We start from the raw sequence: 25,210 nt of genomic DNA on the forward strand, positions 1-25,210 counted from the left end.
CCTTGGCCGTCATTCCCGCGGAGGCGGGAATCCAGTGCGTCCGCCTTCGCGGACTGCCGCAAGCCCCGGGTCCCCGCCTTCGGGGGGATGACCGGCGAGGGCCCAGTCCACGTGCTCGCGCACGATGGCGCTCGGGTGTTCCGTCAAAGCCTGCAGCGCCGCACGCAGCTGCGCATCGTCCTCCACCCGCAACGCATTCCCCGCCGCCACCGCCACGTTGCGCAGCCAGCGCTCGTGGCCGATGCGGCGGATCGCGCTGCCTTCCGTGCGGCGCAGGAACTCCTGCTCGCTCCAGCCCAGCAGCCCGGCCAGGGCCGCGCCCGCCAGCCCGGGCCGCTCGTCGAAGTCCGGCAGCGGGCTGCGGCCCGCGTACTTGTTCCAGGGGCAGACCAGCTGGCAGTCGTCGCAGCCGTAGATGCGGTTGCCCATGAGCGGGCGCAGCTCCAGCGGGATCGGGCCCGCGTGCTCGATGGTCAGGTAGGAAATGCAGCGGCGTGCATCCAGCCGCTGCTCGCCCACGATGGCGCCCGTGGGGCAGATGTCGATGCACGCGCGGCAGGTGCCGCAATGCGCCGTCACCGGCTCGCTGGCCGGCAGCGCCAGGTCGACGTAGATCTCGCCCAGGAAGTACATGGAGCCGGCCTCGCGGCTGAGGATCAGCGTGTGCTTGCCGCGCCAGCCCTGGCCGCTGCGCGCCGCCAGTTCCGCCTCCAGCACCGGCGCCGAGTCGGTGAAGGCGCGGTGGCCGAAGGGGCCGATCTCCTGCGCGATGCGCTCGCCCAGCTTCTGCAGCCGGTTGCGCATCACCTTGTGGTAGTCGCGGCCGCGGGCGTAGAGCGACACGGCGCCTTCGCGCGGGCGGTGCAGGCGATCCCATTCGATGGCCTGCCAGCCCTCGGGCGTCGCTGTCGGCAGATAGTCCATCCGGGCCGTTATGACCGAGAGCGTTCCGGGAACCAATTCGGCCGGCCGGGCTCGCTTCAATCCGTGGGCCTGCATGTACGCCATCTCGCCGTGAAAGCCTTGCGCCAGCCACTGCAGCAGGCCCGGTTCGGCCGACGACAGGTCCACGCCGGCCACGCCGATTTGGGAGAATCCGAGCTCGCGGCCCCACTGGCCGATGGCTGCCACCAGCGAAGGACCGTCGATCTGACCGCACAACCGAGTCACCCGCCGATTGTAGGAACCGGCCCCCGGGCCGACGGCGCCGTCCTGCGCTGGGCCAGCGAGGACGACACCCGGGCCTTTGCCGACCACCTGGCGGGCCGCCCCGCCCTCGGCCGCGCCTTCATCGAACTGCATGGCGACCTGGGCGCCGGCAAGACCACCTTCGTGCGCCACCTGCTGCGCGCCCTGGGCGTCACCGGCCGCATCAAGAGCCCGACCTACACCCTGGTCGAGCCGCACGAAGCCCCGGCCTTCCCGGTCTGGCACTTCGACTTCTACCGCTTCGACGACCCGCGCGAGTGGGAGGACGCGGGCTTTCGCGACATCTTCGACCAGCCCGGCCTCAAGCTCGCCGAGTGGCCGGAAAAAGCCGCCGGCCTGCTGCCGCCGGCCGACCTGGCCCTGCACATCGAGGCGCTGCCGGACGGCTCGCGCCACGTTCGCGTCGACGCCGGCACCGCCGCGGGCCGGGAGCTGGCCGCATGAAGCGCCGCGGGCTCCTGAAGGGCGGCTCGCTGGTGCTGCTGCTGGGCGCGGCGCAGATCGCGCGGGGCGCCACCATCGTGGCGGTGCGCGTGTGGCCGGCGCCGGACTACTCGCGCGTCACCATCGAGTCGGACGCGCGGCTCACCTCCAGGCAGATCGTGGTCACCAGCCCGCCGCGGCTGGCCGTGGACATCGAGGGCATCGACCTGGACCCGGCCCTGCGCGAGCTGGTGGCCAAGGTGCAGGCCGACGACCCCTACATCGCCGGCATCCGCGTCGGCCAGAACGCGCCCGGCGTGGTGCGGCTGGTGATCGACCTCAAGCAGCAGGCGCTGCCCCAGGTGTTCACGCTGCCGCCGGTGGCGGCCTACCAGCACCGGCTGGTGCTGGACCTGCACCCCATGCAGCCGGCCGACCCGCTGGAGGAACTGATCTCGCAGCGGATGAAGGACAGCGGCGCGGCCACCGGGCCGGCCACGGCGCCCGACCCGCTCGACGACCTGATCGCGCGGCAGTACGGCGGCCGCCCGCGTGGCGACGCGAGGCCCGGCGGCCCGCCCGCGCCGGCCTCCAAGACCGACCGGCTGATCATCATCGCGCTGGATCCCGGCCACGGCGGCGAGGACCCCGGCGCCGTTGGCCCGGCCGGCACGCGCGAGAAGGACGTGGTGCTGCAGGTGGCCCACCGCCTGCGCGACCGCATCAACGCGACCAGCGTCAACGGCAACCCGATGCGCGCCTTCCTCACCCGCGACGGCGACTTCTTCGTGCCCCTGCACGTGCGCGTGCAGAAGGCGCGGCGCGTGCAGGCCGACCTCTTCGTCAGCATCCACGCCGACGCCTTCATCACGCCCACCGCGCGCGGCGCCAGCGTGTTCGCGCTGAGCCAGAACGGCGCTTCCAGCTCGGCGGCGCGCTGGATGGCCGACAAGGAGAATCGCGCCGACCTGGTGGGCGGCGTGAACGTGCGGGCACAGGACCAGCACGTGGCGCGCGCCCTGCTGGACATGAGCACCACGGCCCAGATCAACGACAGCCTGAAGCTCGGCGGCGCGCTGCTGGGCGAGATCGGCAACGTGGGCCGGCTGCACAAGCGCAACGTCGAGCAGGCCGGCTTCGCGGTGCTCAAGGCCCCCGACATCCCCAGCGTGCTGGTGGAAACCGCCTTCATCAGCAACCCCGAAGAGGAAACCAAGCTGCGCAGCGTGGCCTACCAGGAAGACCTGGCCGATGCGCTGATGCGGGGCATCACCCGCTACTTCGCCGCCAATCCACCGCTGGCCCGCAACCGTCCCGTCTGACGCACCGGGGCGTGCGCGCGCTGTCACCAGCCCACGGGGGGTGCCGACGCCCCCTGTCTGGGCCCTCCTACAGTCCGCTGACGGGCTGCTTCCCACAATTCAACGCACAGGCAGGCCGCGCCTTCCGCGGTCGTCAAGATGAAGGTGAACGGTATGAAGACCAAGTTCCTCGCGGCCATCGCCGCTGTGACTGTGATGACGCTGACCGGCTGCGGCTCCATGGACCGCCAGACCGCAGGCACGCTGGGCGGCGCCGCGGTGGGTGGCGTGGTCGGCAACTCCGTCTTCGGCGGCCCGCTGGGCACGCTGGGCGGCGCGGCCGCCGGCGGCTACATCGGCAACAAGGCCACGGAACCCAATCGGTAATCCCTAGATCGGGTAGATCAGCGAGTTGAGGACCATCTCGCTGTCGTAGATGCAGCGCCGGCTGCGAAGGCGCAGGCCGTCCGCGGTGCGGACGATCTCGTCGATGTAGCGGCCGACGTTGTAGACCTCGCTCGCATCCCCCGGCCGGGTGCGGAACACCGCGTAATGGGACTGGGCCCGAACCAGGCCCCCCTCATCGCCCACCTGCGCGGGCAGCACCCTGGCCGGGCCCACCACGTGGCGCGTGTAGTACGGCCGGTGGTAGATGGTCTGGGTGACGCCGTAGACCCGGTCCTTCATCATCCCGCGGCTCTCCAGCGCGATCAGCGACAGCGGCAGGCCGCGGTCGAAGTTCTCGCGTGACTGCACGACGTAGCGGCCGTCCTCGACGAAGAACTCCGGCCACTCGTCGAAGCGCTTGTCGTCCAGGGCCGCGGCGTAGGCGGCATTGAGCTGGTCGACCTGCCATTGCAGGTACAGGGTTTCGACGAACCCCGCCGGCGCGGTGGGCACTTCGTTCATACGCCCATCACCTTGCGCCAGTAGGCGTACATGCTGCGGATCAGCGTCTCGGTGACCATGTGCTCGCTGCCGCCGGTGCCGGTGCCGCCCAGCTCGCACAGCGTGTTGCCGTCCTCGCCCCACTGGCGAAAGCCGTCCTGGCTGAACTCGATCACCTCGCCGTCGTCGGCACTCACGAAGCCCGCGGGGCCGAACAGGTTGGCCTGGCGCAGGCGCCGCTGCGTCATCTCGGGCGTGTCGTCGGCGAAGCCGAAATGCGTCCACACGAAATCGAATTCGCCCTCGCCGCGCGGCACGATGTGTCGAGTGGAAAGCGAGTTGACCTGCTGCTGGATGATCAGGCTGGGGAACAGCGTGATCATGGTGACGGTGGGCATGATCTCGGTGCCGGGGTTGGACGGGTCGGGCACTTTCCACCAGGGCTCGGGCACCACGTCCAGCAGGCGCGCGTCGTTCAGCACCATGTTGGCCTTGAACGAGGTCACGCCCTCGGTCACGGTCTTGTTCTCGCCGCCGTCGTTGCGGCGCGAGACCATCACGGCGTGGCGGCCGTGTCCGTCCATCACCATGCGGCTCTTCTGGTCGGCGCGCCAGAGCCCGAAGGTGACGAACCAGGTGTGGAGCAGGCCCGGGTGGTACGGGTCCTTGATGTTCTCCATCATCAGCTTCCAGTTGCCCGGGATGCGCTGGCGGTTGTAGCCCAGCAGCGTGAGCGGGCGGCCCTTGAAGATGCGGTCCAGCCAGGGAAGGATGTTCGGGCCCAGGTAGTCGGCCAGCGGCTCGGCTTCGTCGCTGAAGGTGGCGAACACCAGGCCGTGCAGCACCGCCACCCGCAGCCGGGTCAGGCCGTTGGCCTTGAGGTCGAAGTCCGCGGGCATGCCGCCCTGCACGCAGGGTGAACCGTCGGCCTCGGCTGCCTTCACGCCGTCCTTGAAAGGCAGCCCGGCCAGCTCGCCGTTGAGCTTGTAGGTCCACTGGTGGTAGGGGCAGACGAAGCTGCGCGCGTTGCCGTGCGGCTGCTGGCAGAACCGCACGCCGCGGTGGGCGCAGCGGTTCTCGACCACGCGGATGCCGGGATCGGTGCCGCGGTCCTTGGGCGCGACGCGGTCGCGCACCATGATGACCTGCCGCTCGCCGATCGAGGTGAGGCGGTAGTCGCCGATGTTGGGGATCTCGACTTCCAGGCCGACGTAGCTCCAGTGCGGGCCGTAGAAGATCTTGTCCAGCTCCTGCCGGTACAGCTGGGCGTCGGTGTAGGCCCAGAAGGGCACGCGGCTGGACTCGGGGCGGGTCCAGCGCGAGAGGGTCTCGGGAGCGTTCATGGCGGCGGCCTCCTGCATCAGCCCCGTCATTCCCGCGGAGGCGGGAATCCAGTGCGTCCGCTTCAGCGGACTTCAGGAAGCCCTGGATCCCCGCCTCCGCGGGGATGACGGCATGGAATGATAAGCGTACTTATCGTTGAGCCGCGCGCACCCGGCCTAGTTCCTGGCCTTGAACTCCGCGATCGCCTTGGCCAGGTCGCGGTACTCCTCGCAGTCCTTGTTGCCGCAAATTTTTTCCAGCTCGGCCAGGTGCTTCTCGGCTTCCGCGGGCTTGCGCTCCATCAGGTAGGCCTCGCCGATGTACTCGTGCGCGCCCTTGTGCTGCGGGTCCAGCCGCAGTGCGGCCTGGTAGTGGCCGATGGCCTTCAGCACGTCGGGACTGGCGCGCTTGCGGTACGAGTAGCCCAGCAGGTTCTGCACGTCGGCATTGCGCGGCTCCTCGCGCGCGGCTGCGTTGAGTTCGCGCAGCGCGGTATTCCAGTCCTTCGCGTCGATGGACTTGCGGGCCTTGGCCAGCCGTTCGGCGGCGGTGGGCGCGGCCGCGCTGGGGTTGCTGCCGGGCGTGTCGGCAGCCTGCGCAGCGAGGGCCGCGGCGGCGATGGCCAGGGCGGCCAGGACGGGAACGAGCTTCATCGAAAGATCCTCCGGAACAAAGGGTGACGCAGATACGCCGCCTGCAGGGCTTCGGATGCAGGCCCGCCGAACCCGGGCCGGCCCGGCCGCGATCATCAGGTCACCGGCGTGAGCTTGGCCACCGCCAGCGCCAGCCACTTGACGCCGTGGCGCGAGAACTTCACCTGCGCCCGCGCGTCGTCGCCCTGCCCTTCGATGGACAGCACCGTGCCTTCGCCGAACTTGGTGTGGAACACCTGCAGCCCCGCCCGCAGCCCGTGCGAAGGCGCCGCCTTCTGCACCGGCACCGGCGCGCTGGCGAACTTGTCGGCGTTCCAGCCGCCGGCCCCGCTGCCACCGCCCCCGCCCGAAGGCCGCGTCGAGGCATAACCGGCACCGAAGCCGAAGGCGGAGCCGCCGAAGCTCTGGTTCTTGGGCGTCAGCCACTTGAGCGCGTGCTCGGGCAGCTCGTCAAAGAAGCGGCTGCGCACGTTGTAGCGGGTCTGGCCGTGCAGCAATCGGGTCTGCGAATGGCTCAGGTACAGGCGCTTGCGCGCCCGCGTGATCGCCACGTACATCAGCCGGCGCTCCTCCTCCAGGCCGTCGAGGTCGGCCATGGAGCGCTCGCTGGGGAACAGCCCCTCTTCCAGGCCGGTGACGAACACCACGTCGAACTCCAGGCCCTTGGCGGAGTGCACGGTCATCAGCTGCACCGCGTCCTGCCCGGCCTGCGCCTGGTTGTCGCCCGACTCCAGCGCCGCGTGGGTGAGGAAGGCCGCCAGCGGCGACAGCGTCTCGCCGGTCTCGGCGTCCGGCGGCACGTAGTCGGGGGCGGGCTCGTTGAGCAGCGGCTGGTCGGGGTCCAGCCCCTGGCTCACGGGCGACTGCGAGAGTTCGTCCACCGGCAGCGCCACCGCGTCGCGGCCGAAGCCCTCCTGCATCACGAAGCTCTCGGCGGCGCTGGCCAGTTCCTCCAGGTTCTCGATGCGCTCGGAGCCGTCGCGCTCGGCGCGGTAGTGCTCGACCAGGCCCGAGTGCTGCAGCACCAGCTCGATGATCTCGCGCAGCGACAGGTTCTGCGTCTGCTCGCGCAGCACGTCGATCTTCGCCACGAACGCGCCCAGGTTGGCGCCGGCCTTGCCGGTGGTGGCGCTCACCGCATCGTGCAAAGAGCAACCGGCCGACCGCGCCGCATCCTGCAGCTGCTCGATGCTGCGCGCGCCGATGCCGCGCGGCGGGAAGTTCACCACCCGCAGGAAGCTGGTGTCGTCGTTCGGGTTCTCCAGCAGCCGCAGGTAGGCCAGCGCGTGCTTGATCTCGGCGCGCTCGAAGAAGCGCAGCCCGCCATACACGCGGTAGGGCACGCCGGCGTTGAACAGCGCCGTCTCGATCACCCGGCTCTGCGCGTTGCTGCGGTAGAGCACGGCGATCTCGCGCCGCAAGGTGCCACCCTCGGGCCCGTCGCCGCGCACCAGGTGGCGCATCTCCTCCAGCAGCCACTGCGCCTCGGCCAGGTCGGTGGGCGCCTCGTACACGCGCACCGGCTCGCCCGGGCCCTGGTCGGTGCGCAGGTTCTTGCCCAGCCGGCCCTTGTTGTGGCTGATCAGCGCATTGGCCGAGTCCAGGATGTTGCTGTAGCTGCGGTAGTTGCGCTCCAGCTTGATCTGGTGGCGCACGTCGAACTCGCGCACGAAGTCGGCCATGTTGCCCACCCGCGCGCCGCGGAAGGCATAGATGCTCTGGTCGTCGTCGCCCACCGCGAAGATCGACGCGCCCGCGCCGGCCGAACCATCGGGGTTGACCGCGAAGATCTTGATCCAGGCGTACTGCAGCCGGTTGGTGTCCTGGAACTCGTCGATCAGGATGTGGCGGAAGCGCCGCTGGTAGTGGGCACGGATCGCGTCGTTGTCGCGCAGCAGCTCGTAGCTGCGCAGCATCAGCTCGCCGAAGTCGACCACGCCCTCGCGGTTGCACTGCTCCTCGTACAGCTGGTACAGCTCGACGCGGCGGCGGTCCTCCTCGTTGCGCACCGGCACGTCGCGCGGGCGCTGGCCGTCCTCCTTGCAGCCGGAGATGAACCACTGCGTCTCCTTGGCCGGGAAGCGCTCCTCGTCCACGTTGAACTGCTTCATCACCCGCTTGATGGCCGACAGCTGGTCCTGCGTGTCCAGGATCTGGAAGCCCTGCGGCAGGTTGGCCAGCTTGTAGTGCGCGCGCAGGAAGCGGTTGCACAGGCCGTGGAAGGTGCCTATCCACATGCCGCGCACGTTCACCGGCAGCATGGCGGACAGGCGGGTCATCATCTCCTTGGCCGCCTTGTTGGTGAAGGTGACGGCCATCACGCCGCCGGGCGAGATCTGGCCGGTGGACATCAGCCAGGCGATGCGGGTGGTCAGCACGCGGGTCTTGCCGGATCCGGCGCCCGCGAGGATGAGCGCGTGCTCGTTGGGCAGCGCGACGGCGGCGCGCTGCTCCGGGTTCAGGTGCTGCAGGAGGGGGGAAGGCGCGGGCTGGTCGGACCCATCGGTTCTTGCGCCCTGCGGGGCGGCTTGGGAATGCATGCCCGGATTGTAGGAAGGTGGGATGCGCCGGGGCGCAGGCGGCTAGCTCGACCCGCCGACCACCACCGCGTCGCCCAGCCGGTAGCGCCGGATCACGTCCATGTCCGGCTCCAGGCCCAGCCCGGGCCCCGCCGGCACGCCCAGCCGGCCCGAGCGGGCCCGCACGGCGTCGTGGTAGGGGCTGGCCTCCAGGTCGCCGAAGAACAGCTCGAACGGCAGGTCCGGCGCGAAAGCCGCCGCCAGGTGCAGCGAGGCGAGGTAGCCCGGCCCGAAATAGAAGCAGTGCGGCTCGTAGTCGACCGAATGCGCCTTGGCCAGCGCGACCACCTCCGCCACGGCGGCGATGCCGCCGAACTTGATGACGCTGGGCTGGCAGATGTCCAGGGCGCCCGCCTCGAAGAGGCCCTGGAAATCGTGCAGGCTCATCGCGTTCTCGCCGGCCGCGATCGGGATGCGGGTCGCGGCGCGCACCCGCGCCAGGCCCCGCCGGTCCTCCGGCGGCCACACGGGTTCTTCCAGCCAGGCCAGCCCGAGGGGCTCCAGCGCCCGGGCCTGCTCGATCGCCTGCGAGACGCTCCACGGGCAGTTGGTGTCCAGGGCCAGCCAGGTGGACGGGCCCGCCGCCTCGCGCGCAGCGGTCACGGCGTCCAGCCGCTCCTCGTGCAGCTTGAGGTGGCGAAAGCCCTGGTCCCGCGCGCGCTCCACGGCCGCCGCCACGAGCGGAGGCTCGCTGTAGCGCAGCAGGCTGGCATAGGCCTGCAGTTCCCGGGGCCGCCCGCCCAGGAGCGTGGCGATCGGCAGGCCCGCGGCCTTGCCCGCGATATCCCACAGTGCGATCTCGACGGCGCCCAGCGCATACGCCACCGGGCCCGTGCGGCCATGGAGGTGGAAGCGGCGCTGCATCTCCAGCATCAGCGCCGCGCGATCGCCCGCGTCGCGTCCGATGAAAGCGGGGGCGACGATGCCGGACAGCGCGGCCGAGGTGGCGGGGCAGGCGACGTGTCCCCAGCCCTCGCCCCAGCCGTCCAGGCCCTCGTCGGTCGAGACCCGGACGAACAGCGAATCGACGGACGTCCAGGCCATGCCCGCGAACGCCCGGGGCGCCGCGCCCATGTCGAAGGGAACCCGGATCAGGTGGATCTCGATGCTCGTGATCTTCATGGCTGGCTCCATGGCGATTCGTTCGAACGGCCGAAATGGTAGGCCGGGTCGTGCTCGGCAGCGCGACCCCCCTGCGGCCGCGCACGGCTGGCTGAGCAGCGGCCAGGGGCGCCCGTCATGGAAATCTGGGAATATCCGGCCGTGCACCCTCATCCCCGCCTCTTGTCAGGAGGATTTGCACTCGCCGCCTTGCTGGCGCTGGTGCAGGCCCCGGCCCACGCGCAATCGTCCTGCTCCAGCGATGAGCAGCCGCAGCCCAGCGGCCTGCTCGAGCGGTTCATCAGCGCCGACTGCGAAAGCTGCTGGAAGGCCGCCGCGCCGGCGCCGCGCAAGGGCGAACTGGCGCTGGACTGGATCGTGCCCGGCGCGCGCGGCGACGACGCGCCGCTGTCGGCCGCCGCCACCCGCGACGCGCAGGACCGCCTGCAGGCGCTGCGCCGCAAGCCGCCCTCGCCCACCGACGCCGTCCACACCCCGCGCCAGCCGGGCGCCGGCGAACTGCGCGTGGCGCAGGGCCCGGTGTTCAACGGCTACGTGGGCGCCTCGATCCAGTCGGTCGGCGCCGGCCCGGGTCCGTTCACCGGCTGGCTGGCGCTGGTGGAGACGCTGCCGGCCGGCACCGAAGGCTCGCCGGTCGAGCGCAACCTCGTGCGCAACCTGCTGCAGGTGCCCTGGCCCGCGGCGCCGGGGCGGCGCTTCGAGGCCCGGCCGATGAGCATTCCCGAGGGTGCGAACCCCGAGCGGCTGCGGGTGGTCGGCTGGCTGCAGGATTCACGGGGCGTGATCAGGGCCATATCGGAATCCAGATGCGAGCCTGAAGAGGGCAAACGGTAGAATTGCGCACCGGGCCCAAGCATTTGGGACCCGGTTTTTTTTGCCCTTCGCGGGCACGGCCGGGCCCAGTCCAAGCGTCCACTCGTTCTTCAACGATTCCTCCTCCAGGAGCTTGGGTTTATGGAAATCTTCGACTACGACAAAGTCCTGCTGCTGCCGCGCAAGTGCCGCGTGGAGAGCCGCTCCGAGTGCGACGCCAGCGTGGAGCTGGGCGGCCGCACCTTCCGCATCCCGGTGGTCCCCGCCAACATGAAGACGGTGGTGGACGAGAAGATCTGCCTGTGGCTGGCGCAGAACGGCTACTTCTACGTGATGCACCGCTTCGACCTGGACAACCTGGCCTTCGTCCGCTGGATCAAGGCGCAGGGCGCTTTCGCCTCCATCTCGCTGGGCGTCAAGAAGCCCGACTACGACACGGTGGACCAGCTGGCGGCCGAGGGCCTGGCGCCCGAGTACGTCACGATCGACATCGCGCACGGCCATGCCGACACGGTGAAGAACATGATCACGCACCTGAAGGCCAAATTGCCCTCGACCTTCATCATCGCGGGCAACGTCGGCACGCCCGAAGCCATCATCGACCTGGAGAACTGGGGCGCCGACGCCACCAAGGTCGGCATCGGCCCGGGCAAGGTGTGCATCACGCGCATGAAGACCGGCTTCGGCACCGGCGGCTGGCAGCTGTCGGCGCTCAAGTGGTGCGCGCGCGTGGCCACCAAGCCCATCATCGCCGACGGCGGCATCCGCGAGCACGGCGACATCGCCAAAAGCATCCGCTTCGGCGCCACCATGGTGATGATCGGCTCCATGCTCGCCGGCCACGAGGAGTCGCCCGGCCAGACGGTGGAAGTCGACGGCCGCCTGTACAAGGAGTACTACGGCAGCGCGTCGGACTTCAACAAGGGCGAGTACAAGCACGTCGAGGGCAAGCGCATCCTCGAGCCGGTCAAGGGCACGCTTTCGTCCACCCTGCGGGAGATGCAGGAGGACATCCAGAGCTCGATCAGCTACTCCGGCGGCAAGCGCCTGCTGGACATCCGGAAGGTGAACTACGTGATCCTGGGCGGGGACAACGCGGGGGAACACCTGCTGATGTAGCCCTGCGCACCCGCGCACTCGCGCACTCGCTCACCCGCGCAAGCCCCGCCCACCCGTCATTCCCGCGAAGGCGGGAATCCAGCGCAGCGCGCCCCCGTAGCCCGCTAAAGACGGAAGCCCTGGATTCCCGCCTCCGCGGGAATGACGGAGCTTCCCGCCTCCGCGGGAATGACGGGACTCAACTCACCGCCACATCAACTCCAACGCCAGCTGCTGCAGCTGCCCCGGCGTGGCCAGCGCCTCCAAGATGCTGAAGTGCTGCAGCCCCGGCAGCGCTTCGCACACCTCCACCACCTGCTCGCCCCAGGCCTCCCGGATCAGGCGGTTCTGCCGGATGAACTCCGGGCTCTCGTCCCCACCACAGATCGCATAGAGCGTCGCCCCCTGCGGCGCGGGCATCAGCGCGGGGCTGCAACGCAGCGCGTCCTGGGGCGTCAGGTGCAGGCTGTCCTGCAGGAAAGGCGTGCGCATGATCGGGTGCAGGTCGTGCAGGCCCGAGAGTGAAAGCGCCTTGGTCGCCACGTCCGAAGGCAGGTCGGGGTCCAGCGCCTGCCAGTCGCACTGCAGCAGCATCGCCGCCAGGTGCCCGCCGGCCGAATGGCCCATCAGGGTGACCTGCCGCGGGTCGCCGCCGTAGTCGGGCGCGTGCTTCCACGCCCAGGCCACCGCGCGCGCCGCCTGCACCGCGATCTGCGGGATGGTCACCGCCGGACACAGGTCGTAGTTGGGCACCATCACGCAGGCACCCGCCTCCTGGAAGGGCGCGGCCACGAACGAGTGGTCGCTCTTGTCCAGCGACCGCCAGTAGCCGCCGTGGAGGAAGACCACCGTCTGCGCGCGCGCCCGCGGCGCGGGGAACACGTCCACCTTGTCGCCCGCGCCCTCGCCGTAGGCCACGTCGAGGAGGCATTCGCTGTTCTCGCGGGCCGCCTGCGACGCCCGCTTCCATCTCTCGAAGTGCTGCGCGTGTTCCGGGACCAGGGCCCGGTTGTTGTACATGCGGTCGTGCCAGTCGCCGTCGTGCTCTTCCATGCCGTCCTTGACCTTTCGTGGGTTCGCTGTATTCTGTATACGGAGTTCAGACCTGCCCATCACCATGGCCCCCAAGCTCGTCCGCCTCCAAACCGCTCCCGACCTGGTCGACCAGGTCTACCGCAGCCTGCTCGACGCCATCAGCGAGGGCACCCTGGCGCCCGGGCAGCGCATCACCCAGGAAGATATCGCAGAGCAGCTGGCGGTGTCGCGCCAGCCCGTGCTTCAGGCCCTGCGGCTGCTCAAGAAGGACGGCTTCGTGCAGGACGCGCCCGGCCGCGGCCTGCTGGTGACGCCGCTGGACGCGGGCTGGACGCTCAACGTCTACCAGGTGCGCGGCGCGCTCGATGCGCTGGCCGCCCGGCTGGCCGCCGGACAGCGGTTCCGGCTCGATGCGAAGCTGATCGCCAACGGCCGCAAGGCGGCGCGCGGCCGCGACGTCAAGGCCATGATCGATGCCGACTGGGACTTCCACAACGCCATCTATTCGGCGTCCGGCAACCCGCTGATCGGCGAGAGCGCGCACCAGCACTGGCGCCACCTGCGCCGCGTGATGGGCGCCGTGCTGCAGCAATCGCGCCAGCGCGAGCCGGTGTGGGACGAGCACGAGGCGATCGCCAAGGCCATCGCCGCCGGCGACGCCGACGAGGCCGTGCGCCTGATGCAGGACCACAGCGGCCACGCCGCGCAGAACCTGGCCCAGCGGCTGCCCCAGGTTCTCAACACCCCGTCCGTCCAGACCCGATAGGAGACCAAATCATGCAACTGACGAAAGCGCAACTGGAGCAGTTCGACCGCGAGGGCTACCTGTTCTTTCCCAGTCACTTCACGCCCCAGGAGACGCAGACGCTGCTGGATGCGGTGCCCGAGCTGTACAGCCGGCGCGAGGCCTACAACGTGCGGGAGAAGGGCCGCGACGCGGTGCGCACCAACTTCGCGGGCCATCTGGTGAGCGAGCCCTTCGCCCGGCTGGCTCGGCATCCGCGCATGGTGAAGCCCGTGGAGGACCTGTTCGGCGAAGAGGTCTATATGCACCAGTTCAAGATCAACGGCAAGATGGCCTTCGAGGGCGACGTCTGGCAGTGGCACCAGGACTACGGCACCTGGCTCAACGACGACCTGATGCCCACCGAGCGCGCCATGAACGTGGCGATCTTCCTGGACGACGTCAACGAGTACAACGGCCCGCTGATGTTCATCCCGGGCAGCCACAAGAAAGGCGTCGTCGAGGCCAGGCACGACCTCACCACCACCAGCTACCCGCTGTGGACCGTGGACGACCAGCTGATCGCGCAGCTGGTCGAGCGCGCCGGCGGCAAGAACGGCGGCATCGTCAGCCCCAAGGGCCCGGCCGGCTCGATGATCCTGTTCCACAGCTGCCTGCTGCATGCGTCCAGCAGCAACCTGTCGCCCTGGAACCGCGTCAGCGTCTACCTGAGCCTGTGCGCCGTCTCCAACCACATCCGCCGCTTCAAGCGGCCGGAGTACATCGCGCACCGAGACTTCACGCCCATCGATTGCCTGCCGGACGACTGCCTGCTCAAGGACTACCCGGTGGACGTGCCCTGGAAGAACGGGCTGCCCGCGAGTGCGCTGCAGACCAGCAGCGTGCCGATCGAGGAGATGAAGGTGACGGCGGACGCCGGCATCCCCGCGTAGGCGGGGACCCAGCAGGAGGACCCATGAATCTCTACGCCAAGCTCCAGCAGCGCCAGGCCGAAGGCCGGCCCATCCGCATCGGCCTGATCGGCGCCGGCAAGTTCGGCTCCATGTACCTGGCCCAGGTGCCGCGCACGCCGGGCGTGCACCTGGCCGGCATCGCCGACCTGTCGCCCGCCGGCGCGCGCGCCAACCTGGCCCGCGTGGGCTGGGAGGCCGGGCGCGCCGAAGCCGATTCGCTCGACGCCGCGCTGAAGGCCGGCACCACGCACCTGGGCGAGGACTGGCAGGCGCTGGTGCGCCACCCCGCCATCGACGTCATCGTCGAATGCACCGGCCACCCCATCGCCGCGGTCGACCACTGCCTGGAGGCCTTCGCGCACGGCAAGCACGTGGTCAACGTGACGGTGGAGGCCGATGCGTTCTGCGGCCCCCTTCTCGCGCGAAAGGCCGCCGAGGCGGGCGTGGTGTATTCGCTGGCCTTCGGCGACCAGCCGGCGCTGATCTGCGACCTGGTGGACTGGGCACGCACCTGCGGCTTCCCGGTCGTGGCCGCGGGCCGCGGGCACAAGTGGCTGCCGCATTTCAGCGAGTCCACGCCCGAGACGGTGTGGGGCTACTACGGCCTCACGCCCGAGCAGGCCCGGCGCGGCGGCCTGAACCCGAAGATGTTCAACAGCTTCCTCGACGGCTCCAAGCCGTCGATCGAGAGCACCGCCGTGTCGAACGCGACCGGCCTGGCCGTGCCCAGCGACGGCCTGCTCTACCCGCCCGCGAGCGTCGAGGACATCCCCTTCGTCACGCGGCCCCGCAGCGAAGGCGGCGTGCTCGAGCGCAAGGGCATGGTGGAGGTGATCTCCTCGCTGGAGGCCGACGGCCGCCAGATCCCGTACGACATCCGCATGGGCGTGTGGGTCACGGTGGAAGCCGAGACCGAGTACATCAAGAACTGCTTCGAGGAATACAACGCCCACACCGACCCCAGCGGCCGCTACTTCACGCTCTACAAGCGCTGGCACCTGATCGGGCTGGAAGTGGGCGTGTCGGTCGCGTCGGTGGCGCTGCGCGGCGAGCCCACGGGCGTGGCCACGGGCTGGAACGCCGACGTGGTGGCCACCGCCAAGAGGGACCTGCAGCCCGGCGAGGTGCTGGACGGCGAAGGCGGCTACACCGTGTGGGGCAAGCTGCTGCCGGCGGAAACCTCGGCGCGCATGGGTGGCCTGCCGCTCGGGCTGGCGCACGACGTCAAGGTGGTGCGGCCCGTGCGCAAGGGCCAGAGCCTCGGCTGGTCCGACGTCGCCATGGACACCGGCACGCGCGCGTTCCAGCTGCGCCGGCAGATGGAGGATCTCTTCGCGCCGGCGCGGTTGAAAGCCGCGTGACAGCCAGGCCGCCACGGCCCGGCCCATCATCGGTGCCGATGGAGGTCCAACCATGAAGATCGCCCTGCTGGGCACCGGCCGCATGGGCCTGCCGATGGCGCGCCGGCTGTGCCAGGCCGGCCACGAGGTCAGCGTCTGGAACCGCACCCGCGACAAGGCCGAGCCGCTGGCCGCGGACGGCGCGCGCGTGTGCAACTCGGCGGCCGAAGCCGTCGGTCAGGCCGAGGTCGTCGTCGGCATGCTCGAGAGCGGGCCCGTCGTGCACGACGTGCTGTTCACCCAGGGCGCCGCACGCGCGATGCCGCCCGGCTGCCTCTTCGTCGACATGGCCTCGATCCAGCCGCGCGAGGCGCGCGACCATGCGGCGCGGCTCGGCGAACTGGGCATCGCCTGCCTGGACGCGCCGGTGTCCGGCGGCACCGTGGGCGCGGAGGCCGGCACGCTGGTCATCATGGTGGGCGGCAAGCCCATCGATTTCGAGCGCGCGGCACCGGTGTTCCAGGCGTTCGGCCGCGCCACGCACGTCGGCCCGCACGGCACCGGCCAGCTCACCAAGATCGCCAACCAGATGATCGTGGGCATCACCATCGGCGCCGTGGCCGAGTCGCTGCTGCTGTGCGCCAAGGGCGGCGCCGACATGGCCAAGGTGCGCGAGGCCATCACCGGCGGCTTCGCCGACAGCCGCATCCTGCAGCTGCACGGCCAGCGCATGGTCGAGCGCGACTTCGCGCCGCGCGCCCGCATGTCGGTGCAGGCCAAGGACATGCGCAACGCGTTGTCCACGGCCCACGAGATCGGCTTCGAGGCGCCGATCACGCGGCTGTTCGAGCAGCTTTACGCCCAGAGCCTGGAGCATGGCCTGGCCGACCTGGACCACTCCGGACTCTTCGTGGAGCTCGCGAGCCGCAACGGCATGCGCTAGAATAACGGTCGTTGTGGGGGGGTAGCTCAGCTGGGAGAGCGTCGCGTTCGCAATGCGAAGGTCGGGAGTTCGATCCTCCTCCTCTCCACCACAACACTGTTCAGCGAAGCGCCGCCACCGGGCGGCGTTTCATCGAAAAAAGTGGGTTCTTAGCTCAGTTGGTAGAGCAGCGGACTCTTAATCCGTAGGTCGACAGTTCGAATCTGTCAGGACCCACCACTCAAACAAGCCTCGGCAACAAAGCAAACGGTGCTATCGATTCGATAGCGCCGTTTTTCTTTTTTGCGACAAGCGCCCTACCCGAGCCCCGCCTCGCGCTCGATCGACCGCCGCACCTGCAGCAGCTTGGGGCCCACCCTCTGCAGCAGCATCTCCCTCGGCAGCTTGTAGGCCGGTCCGCCGACGCTGACCGCGAACAGTTCGCCGCGCGGCCCGTGGAGCGGGAAGCCCAGCGCGTGGATGTCGGGGTGCCATTCGCCGAACGAGCTGCAGTAGCCGACCTCGGCGTGCTCCGCCAGGGCGGCGTCGAGCCGCGCTTGCACCTGCGGCCAGTCGCTGCCGCTGGCCACGCGGATCTCGTCCAGCAGGAGCCGGCGCTCCGGCGGGGGCACCGCCGCCAGGTAGGCACGGCCCGCGGCCGACGTCGCGATCGCCATGCGGGAGCCCACGTCCATGCGCGAAAGGATGAGCGCCGACTGCGGGCGCAGCGTGTCGATCAGCAGGATGTCGAGCCCGTCGCGCACGCCCAGGTGGACGTTCGCGCCGGCCGCCTCGGCCAGCTCGGCCAGGTGCAGGCGCGCCTGCTGGCGGAAGTCGAACCCGCGCAGGTAGGCGTTGCCCAGGTGCAGGGCCGCGGGCCCCAGCGCGTAGCGGTCGCCGCCCACCACGCGCAGGAACCCGGTCGATTGCAGCGTGGCGGCCAGCCGCGTCAGGGTCGCCTTGGGGATGCCCGTGCGCTCGCTCAGGGCCCGGTGGGTCAGCGGTTCGACGGCGTCCGCCACCGTGCGCAGCAGCGCCAGCCCTCGTCCGAGGGCGCTGACCTCATCTTTCACCACGGGTTCGGCCACTGAAAAGTCTCCATTTTCCGGAACACGGTTTCATTTTAATAGCGATGTGCGCTAGGATTGCGGAACCGCGTTCCACTTTTGGCTGACTTCAGGAGACCTCCCTTGCGCTTCCTCCAGCTTTGCACGGGCCTGCTGGCCGGTGCCCTCGCCTTCGGCGCGGCCGCGCCCGCCGCGGCCCAGAACTTCCCCACCGGCCCGGTGAAGATCATCATCCCGTTCCCGCCCGGCGGCCCCACCGACACCGTCGGCCGCATCCTGGCCAAGAACCTGCAGGATCTGTGGGGCCAGCCGGTGCTGATCGACTACAAGCCCGGCGCCGGCACCGTGATCGGGGCCGACCATGTGGCCAAGTCCGCGCCGGACGGCCACACCATCGGGATGGTGAACTCCTCGCTGGCGGTCAATCCGACCCTGCGCAAGCAACTGCCCTACGACACGCTGAAGGACCTCACGGGCGTCACCCAGCTGTTCGACATGCAGCTGGCCATCGTGGCCCGGCCGGACGCGCCCTTCAACAACCTGCGGGAGCTGATCGCCTTCGCCAAGAAGAACCCGGGCAAGCTGAACTACGGCACGCCCGGCGCGGGCAGCACCACCCACCTGGGCGCCGAGCTGCTGCAGCGCGAGGCCGGCTTCGAGATGCAGCACGTGGGCATGAAGGGCAGCGCCCCGGCCCACACCGAGCTGATGGGCGGGCGCCTGGACCTGGTGGTCGACCCCTTCCTGTCCATCCTGCCCTACGTGCAGGGCGGCAAGATGAAGCTGATCGCCACCATGGGCGACCAGCGCGTGGCCGGCCACGACTTCCCCACGGTGGCCGAGACCGTCCCCGGCTTCAACGTCGGCGCCCTCCTGGGCTACGTGGTGCCGGCCGGCACGCCCAAGGCCGTGGTCCAGAAGATCCAGGCCGACACCGCCAAGGCGCTGGCCAGCCCCGAGATCCAGCAGCGCGCCCGCGAGTACGGGCTCAAGGTGGTCGGCTCGCGGCCGGAGCAGTTCAACACCCTGATCTCCACCGAGATGAAACGCTGGGGCAAGGTCGTCACCGACGCCAAGATCCAGATCGACTGAAAGCGTGCCGCCATGAGCCTGAGCCTGAAACCCCTGCATCCCGTCTTTGCCGCCGAAGCCAGCGGCCTGGACCTCACCCAGCCCCTGGCCGACCGCGACGTGCGCGCCATCAACGCGGCGATGAACGAATACGCCGTGCTCGTCTGGCGCGGCCAGCCGCTCACCGCACAGCAGCAGATCGATTTCGCCAAGCACTTCGGTCCGCTGGACATCGGCTTGAAGCGCGTGTTCAAGCGGCCCGAGCGGCTGCCCGACGAGCGCCTGATCGACATCTCCAACGTCGACGCCCAGGGCAACGTGGCGCGCCGCGATTCGCCCAAGAACCTGTCCAACTTCGCCAACCAGCTGTGGCACAGCGACAGCTCCTTCATGGACCCGCGGGCCGCCTATTCGATGCTGCACTGCGTGGTGAAGCCCAGCTGGGGCGGGGACACCGAGTTCGCCGACCTGCGCAATGCGTACGACACGCTGGACGAGCGCACCAGGGCCGAGATCCAGGACCTCAAGGCCGAGCACTTCGCGCTGCACACGCGCCTGCTGCTGGGCGACGACGCCTACACCGACGAGCAGAAGAAGGAAATCCCCCCGGCGGTCTGGCCGATCGTCGACACCCACCGCGGCTCCGGCCGCAAGGTGCTGTTCGTCGGCGTGCATGCGCGCCAGGTGCTCGGCTGGCCGACGGCCGAAAGCCGGATGTACCTGCAGGACCTGCTGGAGCACGCGACCCGGCGCGAGAACGTCTACACGCACAAGTGGGAGATCGGCGACCTGGTGATCTGGGACAACCGCGCCACCCTGCACCGCGGCCGGCGCTACGACATCGGCGAGCGGCGCGAACTGCGCCGCACGACGACACGCCGGAGGCGATGCTGCTGGCCGCGTGAGGGCCGCGGGGGCCGCGGGGGCCGCGGGGCCCTAGCGCCCCTTGCCCTTCACCTTCTGCACCTGGCGCGAGATCGACGACGCCACCGAGGACCACTCTTCGGAGGTGAGCAGTTTTGACGTGTACGAGCGCAGGGCCGTGTCTTCCTGGTCCAGGTGGCCCAGCATCAGCTTGCAGTGTTGCCGCAGGAGCGCTTCGACCTCGCCCCTGTCGGCGTCGCCGCCCTGCTCGATCGTCTCCAGCAGCCCGACCGCCTTGGCCAGGAGCTGCTCGCACTGCCGGCTGTCATGGTCGAGCACGTCGAGCAACTGGTCGGCTTGTGCCGACCGGCCGCGCACGGAGCCCAGGAGGACGGTGCCCTTGGGCCGGTGCGTCATGCTCTCGAAGTCCTGGTAGTCCTGGATCCGTCGCCGAAGCACCTTCAGCTGCGGGCCCGGGTGCTCCCACTCATCGTCATCGAGGACGCTCCCGATCGCGGCCAGCAATTGCCGCAACCGGCTGTGCTCTGCCTCGAGAATCCTCCACGCGGATCCGGACGCCAGCATTTTCAGTTCCCCCGATGAAAAGGCTGGCCCATTGTGCTCCCGCGCAGCTCCACCGGGGCCCTTGCCGGTGTGAGAATCCACGGCCATGAACGGCGCAAGAAGTCTCGTCGAGACCCTCAGGGCCTGCGGGGTGGACACCTGTTTCGCCAACCCGGGCACCAGCGAGATGCACTTTGTCGCCGCCCTGGACCAGGCCAGCGGCATGCACTGCGTGCTGGGGCTGCAGGAGAACGTCGTCACCGGCATGGCGGACGGCTACTGGCGCATCGCGGGGCGGCCCGCATGCACTTTGCTGCATTGCGGTCCCGGCCTGGCCAACGGGCTGGGCAACCTGCACAACGCGCGCCGCGCGCGCAGCGGCATCGTCAACATCGTCGGTGACCAGGCGACCTGGCACCGTCCTTTCGACCCGCCCCTGGCCGCCGACACGGAAGCGCTGGCGCGCAGCGTCTCGGCCTGGGTGCGGACGTGCACGTCGGCCGCCGACGTCGGGCGCGACGCCGCCGCGGCCGTGCAGGCGGCCCGCACCGTGCCCGGCCAGGTCGCGACCCTGGTCCTGCCCTCGGATGCCTCGTGGGACGAAGGCGGCCGGGTCGCCGCGCCGCTCGCGGTTCCGCCGCCGCCGGCGGTCGACGGCCTCGCCGTCGAGAACGCCGCCCGGGTGCTGCGCTCCGGGCGCAAGGTCTTGCTGCTGCTCGCGGGCGCGGCGGTGCTCGACGAAGGCCAGGCCCTGGCCTGGCGGATCGCACGGCGCACCGGCGCCGCGCTGATGGCCGACTACGTCATCGGTCGCGTCGCCCGCGGCCGGGGACGGCTGCCCCTGGAGCGGGTGCCCTACAACGTCGACCTGGCGCTCAAGGCGCTGGCGGGCTACGAGGACATCGTGCTCGTGAACGCGAAGACGCCGGTCAACTTCTTCGGCTACCCCGGCAAGCCGTCGGTCCAGCACGCGCCCGACGCGCGGCTGCATGTGCTGTCGCGTCCCGAGCACGATGCGGTGGCGGCGCTGCGGGCCCTGGCCGAGGCGCTGGCTGCACCGGCGGTGGAGATCCCGGACCCCGGACCGCGCCCCGATCGGGCGAGCGGCGCGCCGGCGCCGGAAAAGCTGGCGCAGACCATCGCCGCGCTGATGCCCGAGCACGCCATCGTCTCCGACGAAAGCATCTCCTATGGACGCGGCCTGTACCGGCTGACCCATGCCGCCGCGCCGCACGACTGGCTGCACCTGGCGGGCGGCGCCATCGGCGACGGCATGCCGGTCGCCACCGGAGCGGCGATCGCGGCCGGGGGCCAGCGGCGCGTGCTCAACCTCCAGGCCGACGGCTCGGCGATGTACTCGCTGCAATCGCTCTGGACCCAGGCGCGCGAGAACGCGCCGGTGACCACGCTCCTCCTGAGCAACCGCAAGTACGCCATCCTGCTCAACGAGTACGGCGCCGTGGGCGCGACGCCGGGACCGCAGGCGATGCGCATGCTGGACCTGGGCAATCCCGACCTGCGCTGGACCGACCTGGCCCGGGGCATGGGCGTGGAGGCGGCCCAGGCCACGACGATGGAGCAGTGCGCCGACCTGATGGCGGCGAGCTTCGGCCGCGAGGCGCCGTTCCTGATCGAACTGATCGTCTGAGAGGCGCGGCGGTTCAGCCCGCCGAACCGTCCCCCTCCACCCCGCCGCCCTCGTCCACGGGAAGCGCGATGAAGACGGAAGTCCCCTTTTCCGGACTGGACTGGATCCACGCGCGGCCGCCGTGCAGCCGCAGGATCCTCTCGACCATCGCAAGCCCGATCCCCGTGCCGGGAAAAGCACCCGCCGCATGCATGCGCCGGAAGGGCTTGAACACTTCGGTGGCCCCGGAGCTGTCGAAACCTTCACCGTTGTCGCCGATGACGATGGTCTTCCAACCGTCTTCCTCCCGGCCGGTCACCGTGATCACCGCAGGCGAGCGCGCCGCGCTGAATTTCCACGCGTTGCCGAGCAGGTTCTCCAGCACCTGGCGCAGCAGCACGCGATCGCCGCGCACGGTCAGGCCGTCCTGGATCCTGGTCTCGACCGGGCGGTCCGGCGCCTGTTCGCGCAGCCCGGCCAGGACCTCGTGCGCCATCGTGCTGACGTCCACCCGCGTGGTGGCGACGGGCGCGCGGGAGAGCTTGCCCAACGCCAGCAGCGACTCGGTGAGCTCGCTCATCTGCGTGGCGTTGGCGACGATGCGCCGCAGGTAGTGCGAGGCCTTCGCATCCCCCGTCGCGCCCACCGCCGGCTCGAGCGCCGTGGCGAAGCCCTGGATGGCGGCGATCGGCGCGCGCACGTCGTGGGCCACGCTGTACGAGAAAGCCTCCAGGTCCCGCAAGGCCGCTTCCAGCTCGCCGGTGCGCGCCCGCACCTTGCCCTCCAGGGCGTTGTTGAGGACCTGCAGGCGCTGGCGCGCGCGGCCCAGCGATTCGGTCGTCCGGCTGGCCTGGTTCTGCAGGCGCAGCAGCAACCAAGCGAAGGTGGCGATGACGAGCGTGGCCACGGTGCAGGCGACCGCGTAGTAGAACGAGCGTGCCCGGGGGCCGGCCAGCGTGTCCGGGACCGACGTGCCGACGAACACCGTCAGCGGGAAAGCCTGGACCCGGCGCGCCGACGCGAGGATGTGGCGTCCCTCCACGGTCACCGGCTGGCCCAGCGTGCCGGCCGCCAGCACTTGGGGAAGCACCGCGACCTCGGGCGCACGCTGCTCCTTCATCCTGTCGACGTTGTGCCACCGCGCGCGGGGCTGGCCGTCCGGCCCGGCGACCAGGACGACCGTCTCGTCCGGGATGCTGTAGTCCTGCATCAGCCCCAGCAGGTCCCGCACGTCCACGAGCAGCGCGATCACGCCCGCGGGCCGCTCGGCCGTGCCGGCCGCGCGCGTCAGCAGCGGAACGAGCGTCAGGTCGCCGGACTTCACCAGCCGCGCCGGGAAGGTCCTCGCACGGGCCGGCGCTTCCTGCAACCACTGGGGACACCATCGCGCGAACGCGGACGCCTCTCCTGCGCCTCGGCTCGACGACGAGGACCCGTCTTCCCCGCAGGCCAGCGCCTCGCTCAGCAGGGTGTTGACGCGGGCGCGTTCGCGCAGCTGCGCGGGGAAGTTCGAACCAGGGGTCGAATGGACCTCCGAGAGGTACTGCGCCACCGCATCGGCGTTGCCCAGGGCCCGGGTGAGGTAGTGGCCCACCGCCACCGACAGGTTGCCCTGCCGCCGCGCGGCCGAGGAGAGGGCCTGGCGGCTTTCATGCGTGGTGGTTTCGGCCCAGACGCCCCAGACCAGCGCGGTCATCACCAGCACGGTGAACGCCAGCAGCCAGCGCCAGCGGTCGGTCGAGCGCCGGACCGATTCGACGTCGGGCACATGCCGGCTTTCTTCGAACTGCAGGGGAACGGACAAGGCGGTCGGCTTCACGGTTGATCTCCCGTGACGCTTCGAAGACGGCACCCGACTGGGCGATTTCGCCCGGGTCCCACATCACCGGCGCCCGATTATCTGGCGAACTGGCGCGCGGCGAAGGCCCAGGTCAGCCGCGAAGCATCGGGTCCGCGTTCGTCGCTGTAAGGCTCTCCCTTGGCGCCGCCGCTCCAGGCATGGGCCAGGTCACCGATCTCCACCAGCGTCACCACCAGCTTGCGGCCGCGGGAGAAGCGGGTCACCGCCATGGGGTAGCGCTTGCCGCGCTGCTGGATGCTGGGGGTGCCGGCCTTGGCCCCCGCGGCGTCGGCCCAGATCTTCACGGCCGCCAGGCCGTTGCTCGCCGCGACCACGGAGTCCCGCCCGCCGTGGATCACCATCAGCGGCGGCCTCGACGGCGTGGTGCCCGTAGCCGCCGCCATGAGGGGTGTTCCGTGCCGGCCGCGCATGGCCTGGACCGCCGACGCCGCCGACGACGCGATGCCGGGCGGGATGCCGGAATGCATGATCACCGCCTTGAACCGCTCGGGCTCGTGCGTCGCCAGCAAGGCGGCCATGCTTCCCCCGGCCGACAGCCCGGCCACGGCGATCCGCTCCCGGTCGGCGCCATAGAGCAGGCAGACCTGTTCGATGGCTTTCACGATCAGCGCCACTTCGGCGCGGGCGCGGCCGTTCTGCGTGTCATACCAGTTCCAGCAGCCCTGCACGTTGCTCATGCGGTCCTGCTCGGGGTACAGCACCAGGAACCTCTGCTGCCGCGCGATGCGGTTCATGCGGGTGCTGTCGGCGAAGGCCTTGGCGTCCTGGCCGCAGCCGTGGAGCATCACCATCAGCGGCAGCTTCTCCCGCAGCCCGACGCCGGGCGGCCGGTAGAGGCGGTAGCGCCTGGCGCCCGCGGCCCCCATGGCCACGCCGGCGATCCAGTCGCCCTCGACGTCCTGCCGCCGGGCCCGCCGCGGGGCGGGCGCGACCCAGCTCGGGCGCTTCGCCCGCCGGGGCGGCGCCAGGCTTCGCGTAAGGAGCCGGGTCCATGCCGACAGAGGATTCTTTCGTCTTGGCATCGGGCATTCTGGCGGCCACCGGCCCGTCGGGGCCGGGTGCCAAGTACTGATACGTGTTCGCGAGGCAAGACCCGGGCCCGACCCACCGCCGGACTTGCAGTCCCGCGCCTTCGCCTGACTCGGCTCGCGGCCTACACAGGCCCGGTGCCGGACTCCGTACCGTCGCCTCAACGGATCGAAGCGGAGCAAGTCATGAAGAACCTCATCCTCGGACAGGTGCTCGGCAGCATCTTCAACAGCGCCTCGCGGCAACGCAGCGGCGGCCTGGGCGGCGTGGGCGCGGCCGGCCTGGGCGGCGTGCTGGCCAGCATGCTGGGTCGCGGCCGCCGCGGCAGCCGTGGCGCCCTGCTCGCCCTGCTGCTGCCCCTGGCCCTGCAGTGGGTGCAGCGCAATGGCGGCCTCGGGGCCGTGCTCAAGCGGATGCAGGACAAGGGTTACGGCCGCCAGGCCCAGTCGTGGGTGGCCGTGGGCGACAACGACGAACTCGACGCCCGGGCCGTCGACGACGTGGTGGGCCAGGACGAGCTTTCGCGGCTGTCCCAGCAGCTGGGCCTGCCGCAGGACGAAGTGCGGCAGGGCTTCGCGGAGCTCCTGCCCGAGATGGTGAACCAGCTCACGCCGGACGGCCGGGTCAGCCCCGACGCCGACGAAGTGCTGGGCAACAGCATCCCGCTGGTGGAGCAGGAAATCGAGAAAGCACGGCACGAGACGGGCCAGCAGGCCTGACACA

The 25,210-nt window shown here is 70.3% G+C and carries 24 protein-coding genes and 2 tRNA genes; 15 read left to right on the plus strand and 11 right to left on the minus strand.

Translation table 11 applies throughout. From position 1 onward, the window contains the following. Window positions 1–9: 9 nt before the first annotated feature. A complete protein-coding gene (gene queG, locus ASG30_RS08530) occupies window positions 10–1,122 on the minus strand; it encodes a tRNA epoxyqueuosine(34) reductase QueG (RefSeq protein ID WP_156385491.1) in 1,113 nt (370 codons plus the stop codon). A gap of 27 nt (window positions 1,123–1,149) precedes the next feature. On the opposite strand from queG, the gene tsaE reads away from it, so the two are divergent. The 3 genes from tsaE to ASG30_RS08545 all read left to right on the plus strand — a co-directional run bounded on the left by tsaE (window position 1,150) and on the right by ASG30_RS08545 (window position 3,320). Further along, the gene (gene tsaE, locus ASG30_RS22470; RefSeq protein WP_442965685.1) at window positions 1,150–1,653 is read left to right on the plus strand and encodes a tRNA (adenosine(37)-N6)-threonylcarbamoyltransferase complex ATPase subunit type 1 TsaE; all 504 of its coding nucleotides are present in this window, start codon (window positions 1,150–1,152) and stop codon (window positions 1,651–1,653) included. Continuing rightward, the gene (locus ASG30_RS08540) at window positions 1,650–2,954 is read left to right on the plus strand and encodes an N-acetylmuramoyl-L-alanine amidase (protein ID WP_055894956.1); all 1,305 of its coding nucleotides are present in this window, start codon (window positions 1,650–1,652) and stop codon (window positions 2,952–2,954) included. Before tsaE ends, ASG30_RS08540 begins: the two co-directional genes overlap by 4 nt. A gap of 153 nt (window positions 2,955–3,107) precedes the next feature. Beyond that, window positions 3,108–3,320 carry a glycine zipper 2TM domain-containing protein gene (locus ASG30_RS08545; RefSeq protein WP_055894958.1) on the plus strand — a complete coding sequence of 71 codons (213 nt, stop codon included), beginning with the start codon at window positions 3,108–3,110 and terminating at the stop codon, window positions 3,318–3,320. Window positions 3,321–3,323: 3 nt separating this feature from the next. On the opposite strand, the gene ASG30_RS08550 is transcribed toward ASG30_RS08545, so the two are convergent. From ASG30_RS08550 to ASG30_RS08570, 5 genes are all read right to left on the minus strand, one after another. Beyond that, a complete protein-coding gene (locus ASG30_RS08550; protein ID WP_082521970.1) occupies window positions 3,324–3,842 on the minus strand; it encodes an aromatic-ring-hydroxylating dioxygenase subunit beta in 519 nt (172 codons plus the stop codon). Beyond that, complete coding sequence (locus ASG30_RS08555) at window positions 3,839–5,164, minus strand: aromatic ring-hydroxylating dioxygenase subunit alpha (RefSeq protein ID WP_082522030.1); 1,326 nt, start codon at window positions 5,162–5,164, stop codon at window positions 3,839–3,841. Before ASG30_RS08555 ends, ASG30_RS08550 begins: the two co-directional genes overlap by 4 nt. 156 nt (window positions 5,165–5,320) lie before the next feature. Further along, a complete protein-coding gene (locus ASG30_RS08560) occupies window positions 5,321–5,797 on the minus strand; it encodes a tetratricopeptide repeat protein (protein ID WP_055894960.1) in 477 nt (158 codons plus the stop codon). 95 nt (window positions 5,798–5,892) lie between these two features. After that, a complete protein-coding gene (locus tag ASG30_RS08565) occupies window positions 5,893–8,337 on the minus strand; it encodes a UvrD-helicase domain-containing protein (RefSeq protein ID WP_055894962.1) in 2,445 nt (814 codons plus the stop codon). 42 nt (window positions 8,338–8,379) lie between these two features. Continuing rightward, on the minus strand, window positions 8,380–9,498 hold the full coding sequence (locus ASG30_RS08570; RefSeq protein ID WP_055894963.1) for a mandelate racemase/muconate lactonizing enzyme family protein: 1,119 nt from the start codon (window positions 9,496–9,498) through the stop codon (window positions 8,380–8,382). Between the two features lie 117 nt (window positions 9,499–9,615). Between ASG30_RS08570 and ASG30_RS08575 the strand changes: the two genes are divergently transcribed. Together ASG30_RS08575 and ASG30_RS08580 are read left to right on the plus strand one after the other, a co-directional pair. Next, window positions 9,616–10,332, plus strand: a complete 717-nt coding sequence (locus ASG30_RS08575; RefSeq protein ID WP_235579759.1) for a hypothetical protein — start codon at window positions 9,616–9,618, stop codon at window positions 10,330–10,332. Window positions 10,333–10,452: 120 nt separating this feature from the next. Beyond that, window positions 10,453–11,430, plus strand: coding sequence for a GMP reductase (locus tag ASG30_RS08580; RefSeq protein WP_055894966.1), 978 nt, complete (start codon window positions 10,453–10,455; stop codon window positions 11,428–11,430). Between the two features lie 183 nt (window positions 11,431–11,613). Here the strand turns inward: ASG30_RS08580 and ASG30_RS08585 are convergent, their stop codons facing one another. Continuing rightward, entirely contained in the window at window positions 11,614–12,462 is an 849-nt protein-coding gene (locus ASG30_RS08585) for an alpha/beta hydrolase (protein ID WP_055894968.1), read from the minus strand. Window positions 12,463–12,526: 64 nt separating this feature from the next. Between ASG30_RS08585 and ASG30_RS08590 the strand changes: the two genes are divergently transcribed. The 6 genes from ASG30_RS08590 (at window position 12,527) to ASG30_RS08615 (ending at window position 16,644) form a co-directional block, all read left to right on the plus strand. Then, entirely contained in the window at window positions 12,527–13,210 is a 684-nt protein-coding gene (locus ASG30_RS08590) for a GntR family transcriptional regulator (RefSeq protein ID WP_055894969.1), read from the plus strand. Between the two features lie 11 nt (window positions 13,211–13,221). Then, window positions 13,222–14,121 (plus strand): phytanoyl-CoA dioxygenase family protein, encoded by a 900-nt coding sequence (locus ASG30_RS08595; RefSeq protein ID WP_055894971.1) that lies wholly within the window; start codon window positions 13,222–13,224, stop codon window positions 14,119–14,121. Between the two features lie 23 nt (window positions 14,122–14,144). After that, entirely contained in the window at window positions 14,145–15,503 is a 1,359-nt protein-coding gene (locus ASG30_RS08600) for an NAD(P)H-dependent oxidoreductase (RefSeq protein WP_055894972.1), read from the plus strand. Window positions 15,504–15,555: 52 nt separating this feature from the next. After that, window positions 15,556–16,425: an NAD(P)-dependent oxidoreductase gene (locus ASG30_RS08605; RefSeq protein WP_055894974.1), complete on the plus strand. Its 870-nt coding sequence runs from the start codon at window positions 15,556–15,558 to the stop codon at window positions 16,423–16,425. 15 nt (window positions 16,426–16,440) lie between these two features. Further along, window positions 16,441–16,516 (plus strand) — tRNA-Ala (locus ASG30_RS08610). 52 nt (window positions 16,517–16,568) lie between these two features. Continuing rightward, window positions 16,569–16,644: transfer RNA gene (locus tag ASG30_RS08615), tRNA-Lys, on the plus strand. Between the two features lie 77 nt (window positions 16,645–16,721). Here the strand turns inward: ASG30_RS08615 and ASG30_RS08620 are convergent. Further along, window positions 16,722–17,492 (minus strand): IclR family transcriptional regulator, encoded by a 771-nt coding sequence (locus tag ASG30_RS08620; protein ID WP_055894976.1) that lies wholly within the window; start codon window positions 17,490–17,492, stop codon window positions 16,722–16,724. Window positions 17,493–17,594: 102 nt separating this feature from the next. Here ASG30_RS08620 and ASG30_RS08625 point away from each other — a divergent pair, with 102 nt between their 5' ends. Further along, complete coding sequence (locus ASG30_RS08625) at window positions 17,595–18,563, plus strand: tripartite tricarboxylate transporter substrate binding protein (RefSeq protein ID WP_235579760.1); 969 nt, start codon at window positions 17,595–17,597, stop codon at window positions 18,561–18,563. Between the two features lie 12 nt (window positions 18,564–18,575). Beyond that, on the plus strand, window positions 18,576–19,565 hold the full coding sequence (locus tag ASG30_RS08630) for a TauD/TfdA dioxygenase family protein (protein WP_156385462.1): 990 nt from the start codon (window positions 18,576–18,578) through the stop codon (window positions 19,563–19,565). Here ASG30_RS08630 and ASG30_RS08635 read toward each other — a convergent pair. Continuing rightward, complete coding sequence (locus ASG30_RS08635) at window positions 19,479–20,195, minus strand: hemerythrin domain-containing protein (protein ID WP_327212918.1); 717 nt, start codon at window positions 20,193–20,195, stop codon at window positions 19,479–19,481. The genes ASG30_RS08630 and ASG30_RS08635 overlap by 87 nt on opposite strands. Here ASG30_RS08635 and ASG30_RS08640 point away from each other — a divergent pair. Continuing rightward, a complete protein-coding gene (locus tag ASG30_RS08640) occupies window positions 20,077–21,618 on the plus strand; it encodes an acetolactate synthase large subunit (RefSeq protein WP_055894979.1) in 1,542 nt (513 codons plus the stop codon). The two genes, ASG30_RS08635 and ASG30_RS08640, sit on opposite strands and share 119 nt — an antisense overlap. 13 nt (window positions 21,619–21,631) lie before the next feature. Here the strand turns inward: ASG30_RS08640 and ASG30_RS08645 are convergent, their stop codons facing one another. Both ASG30_RS08645 and ASG30_RS08650 read right to left on the minus strand, forming a co-directional pair. Beyond that, the gene (locus tag ASG30_RS08645; RefSeq protein WP_156385463.1) at window positions 21,632–23,416 is read right to left on the minus strand and encodes a sensor histidine kinase; all 1,785 of its coding nucleotides are present in this window, start codon (window positions 23,414–23,416) and stop codon (window positions 21,632–21,634) included. Window positions 23,417–23,493: 77 nt separating this feature from the next. Beyond that, window positions 23,494–24,480, minus strand: a complete 987-nt coding sequence (locus tag ASG30_RS08650; protein ID WP_082521972.1) for an extracellular catalytic domain type 1 short-chain-length polyhydroxyalkanoate depolymerase — start codon at window positions 24,478–24,480, stop codon at window positions 23,494–23,496. A gap of 192 nt (window positions 24,481–24,672) precedes the next feature. Between ASG30_RS08650 and ASG30_RS08655 the strand changes: the two genes are divergently transcribed. After that, window positions 24,673–25,206, plus strand: coding sequence for a YidB family protein (locus ASG30_RS08655; RefSeq protein ID WP_082521973.1), 534 nt, complete (start codon window positions 24,673–24,675; stop codon window positions 25,204–25,206). The last annotated feature ends 4 nt before the right edge of the window (window positions 25,207–25,210 follow it).

It is taken from the genome of Ramlibacter sp. Leaf400, from assembly GCF_001424545.1.
GTDB lineage: Bacteria > Pseudomonadota > Gammaproteobacteria > Burkholderiales > Burkholderiaceae_C > Ramlibacter.

Excerpts from the sequence above, each read along its gene's own strand:
- ASG30_RS08595 (WP_055894971.1), top strand. The coding sequence starts at position 13,222 with ATGCAACTGACGAAAGCGCAACTGGAGCAGTTCGACCGCGAGGGCTAC.
- ASG30_RS08640 (WP_055894979.1), top strand. The coding sequence starts at position 20,077 with ATGAACGGCGCAAGAAGTCTCGTCGAGACCCTCAGGGCCTGCGGGGTG.
- ASG30_RS08550 (WP_082521970.1), bottom strand. The coding sequence starts at position 3,842 with ATGAACGAAGTGCCCACCGCGCCGGCGGGGTTCGTCGAAACCCTGTAC.
- ASG30_RS08565 (WP_055894962.1), bottom strand. The coding sequence starts at position 8,337 with ATGCATTCCCAAGCCGCCCCGCAGGGCGCAAGAACCGATGGGTCCGAC.
- ASG30_RS08630 (WP_156385462.1), top strand. The coding sequence starts at position 18,576 with ATGAGCCTGAGCCTGAAACCCCTGCATCCCGTCTTTGCCGCCGAAGCC.
- ASG30_RS08545 (WP_055894958.1), top strand. The coding sequence starts at position 3,108 with ATGAAGACCAAGTTCCTCGCGGCCATCGCCGCTGTGACTGTGATGACG.
- ASG30_RS08605 (WP_055894974.1), top strand. The coding sequence starts at position 15,556 with ATGAAGATCGCCCTGCTGGGCACCGGCCGCATGGGCCTGCCGATGGCG.
- ASG30_RS08560 (WP_055894960.1), bottom strand. The coding sequence starts at position 5,797 with ATGAAGCTCGTTCCCGTCCTGGCCGCCCTGGCCATCGCCGCCGCGGCC.
- ASG30_RS08655 (WP_082521973.1), top strand. The coding sequence starts at position 24,673 with ATGAAGAACCTCATCCTCGGACAGGTGCTCGGCAGCATCTTCAACAGC.
- ASG30_RS08555 (WP_082522030.1), bottom strand. The coding sequence starts at position 5,164 with ATGAACGCTCCCGAGACCCTCTCGCGCTGGACCCGCCCCGAGTCCAGC.
- ASG30_RS08650 (WP_082521972.1), bottom strand. The coding sequence starts at position 24,480 with ATGCCAAGACGAAAGAATCCTCTGTCGGCATGGACCCGGCTCCTTACG.
- ASG30_RS08570 (WP_055894963.1), bottom strand. The coding sequence starts at position 9,498 with ATGAAGATCACGAGCATCGAGATCCACCTGATCCGGGTTCCCTTCGAC.
- ASG30_RS08590 (WP_055894969.1), top strand. The coding sequence starts at position 12,527 with ATGGCCCCCAAGCTCGTCCGCCTCCAAACCGCTCCCGACCTGGTCGAC.
- ASG30_RS08540 (WP_055894956.1), top strand. The coding sequence starts at position 1,650 with ATGAAGCGCCGCGGGCTCCTGAAGGGCGGCTCGCTGGTGCTGCTGCTG.
- ASG30_RS08635 (WP_327212918.1), bottom strand. The coding sequence starts at position 20,195 with ATGCCGCTGGCCTGGTCCAGGGCGGCGACAAAGTGCATCTCGCTGGTG.
- ASG30_RS08575 (WP_235579759.1), top strand. The coding sequence starts at position 9,616 with ATGGAAATCTGGGAATATCCGGCCGTGCACCCTCATCCCCGCCTCTTG.
- ASG30_RS08580 (WP_055894966.1), top strand. The coding sequence starts at position 10,453 with ATGGAAATCTTCGACTACGACAAAGTCCTGCTGCTGCCGCGCAAGTGC.
- ASG30_RS08585 (WP_055894968.1), bottom strand. The coding sequence starts at position 12,462 with ATGGAAGAGCACGACGGCGACTGGCACGACCGCATGTACAACAACCGG.
- ASG30_RS08600 (WP_055894972.1), top strand. The coding sequence starts at position 14,145 with ATGAATCTCTACGCCAAGCTCCAGCAGCGCCAGGCCGAAGGCCGGCCC.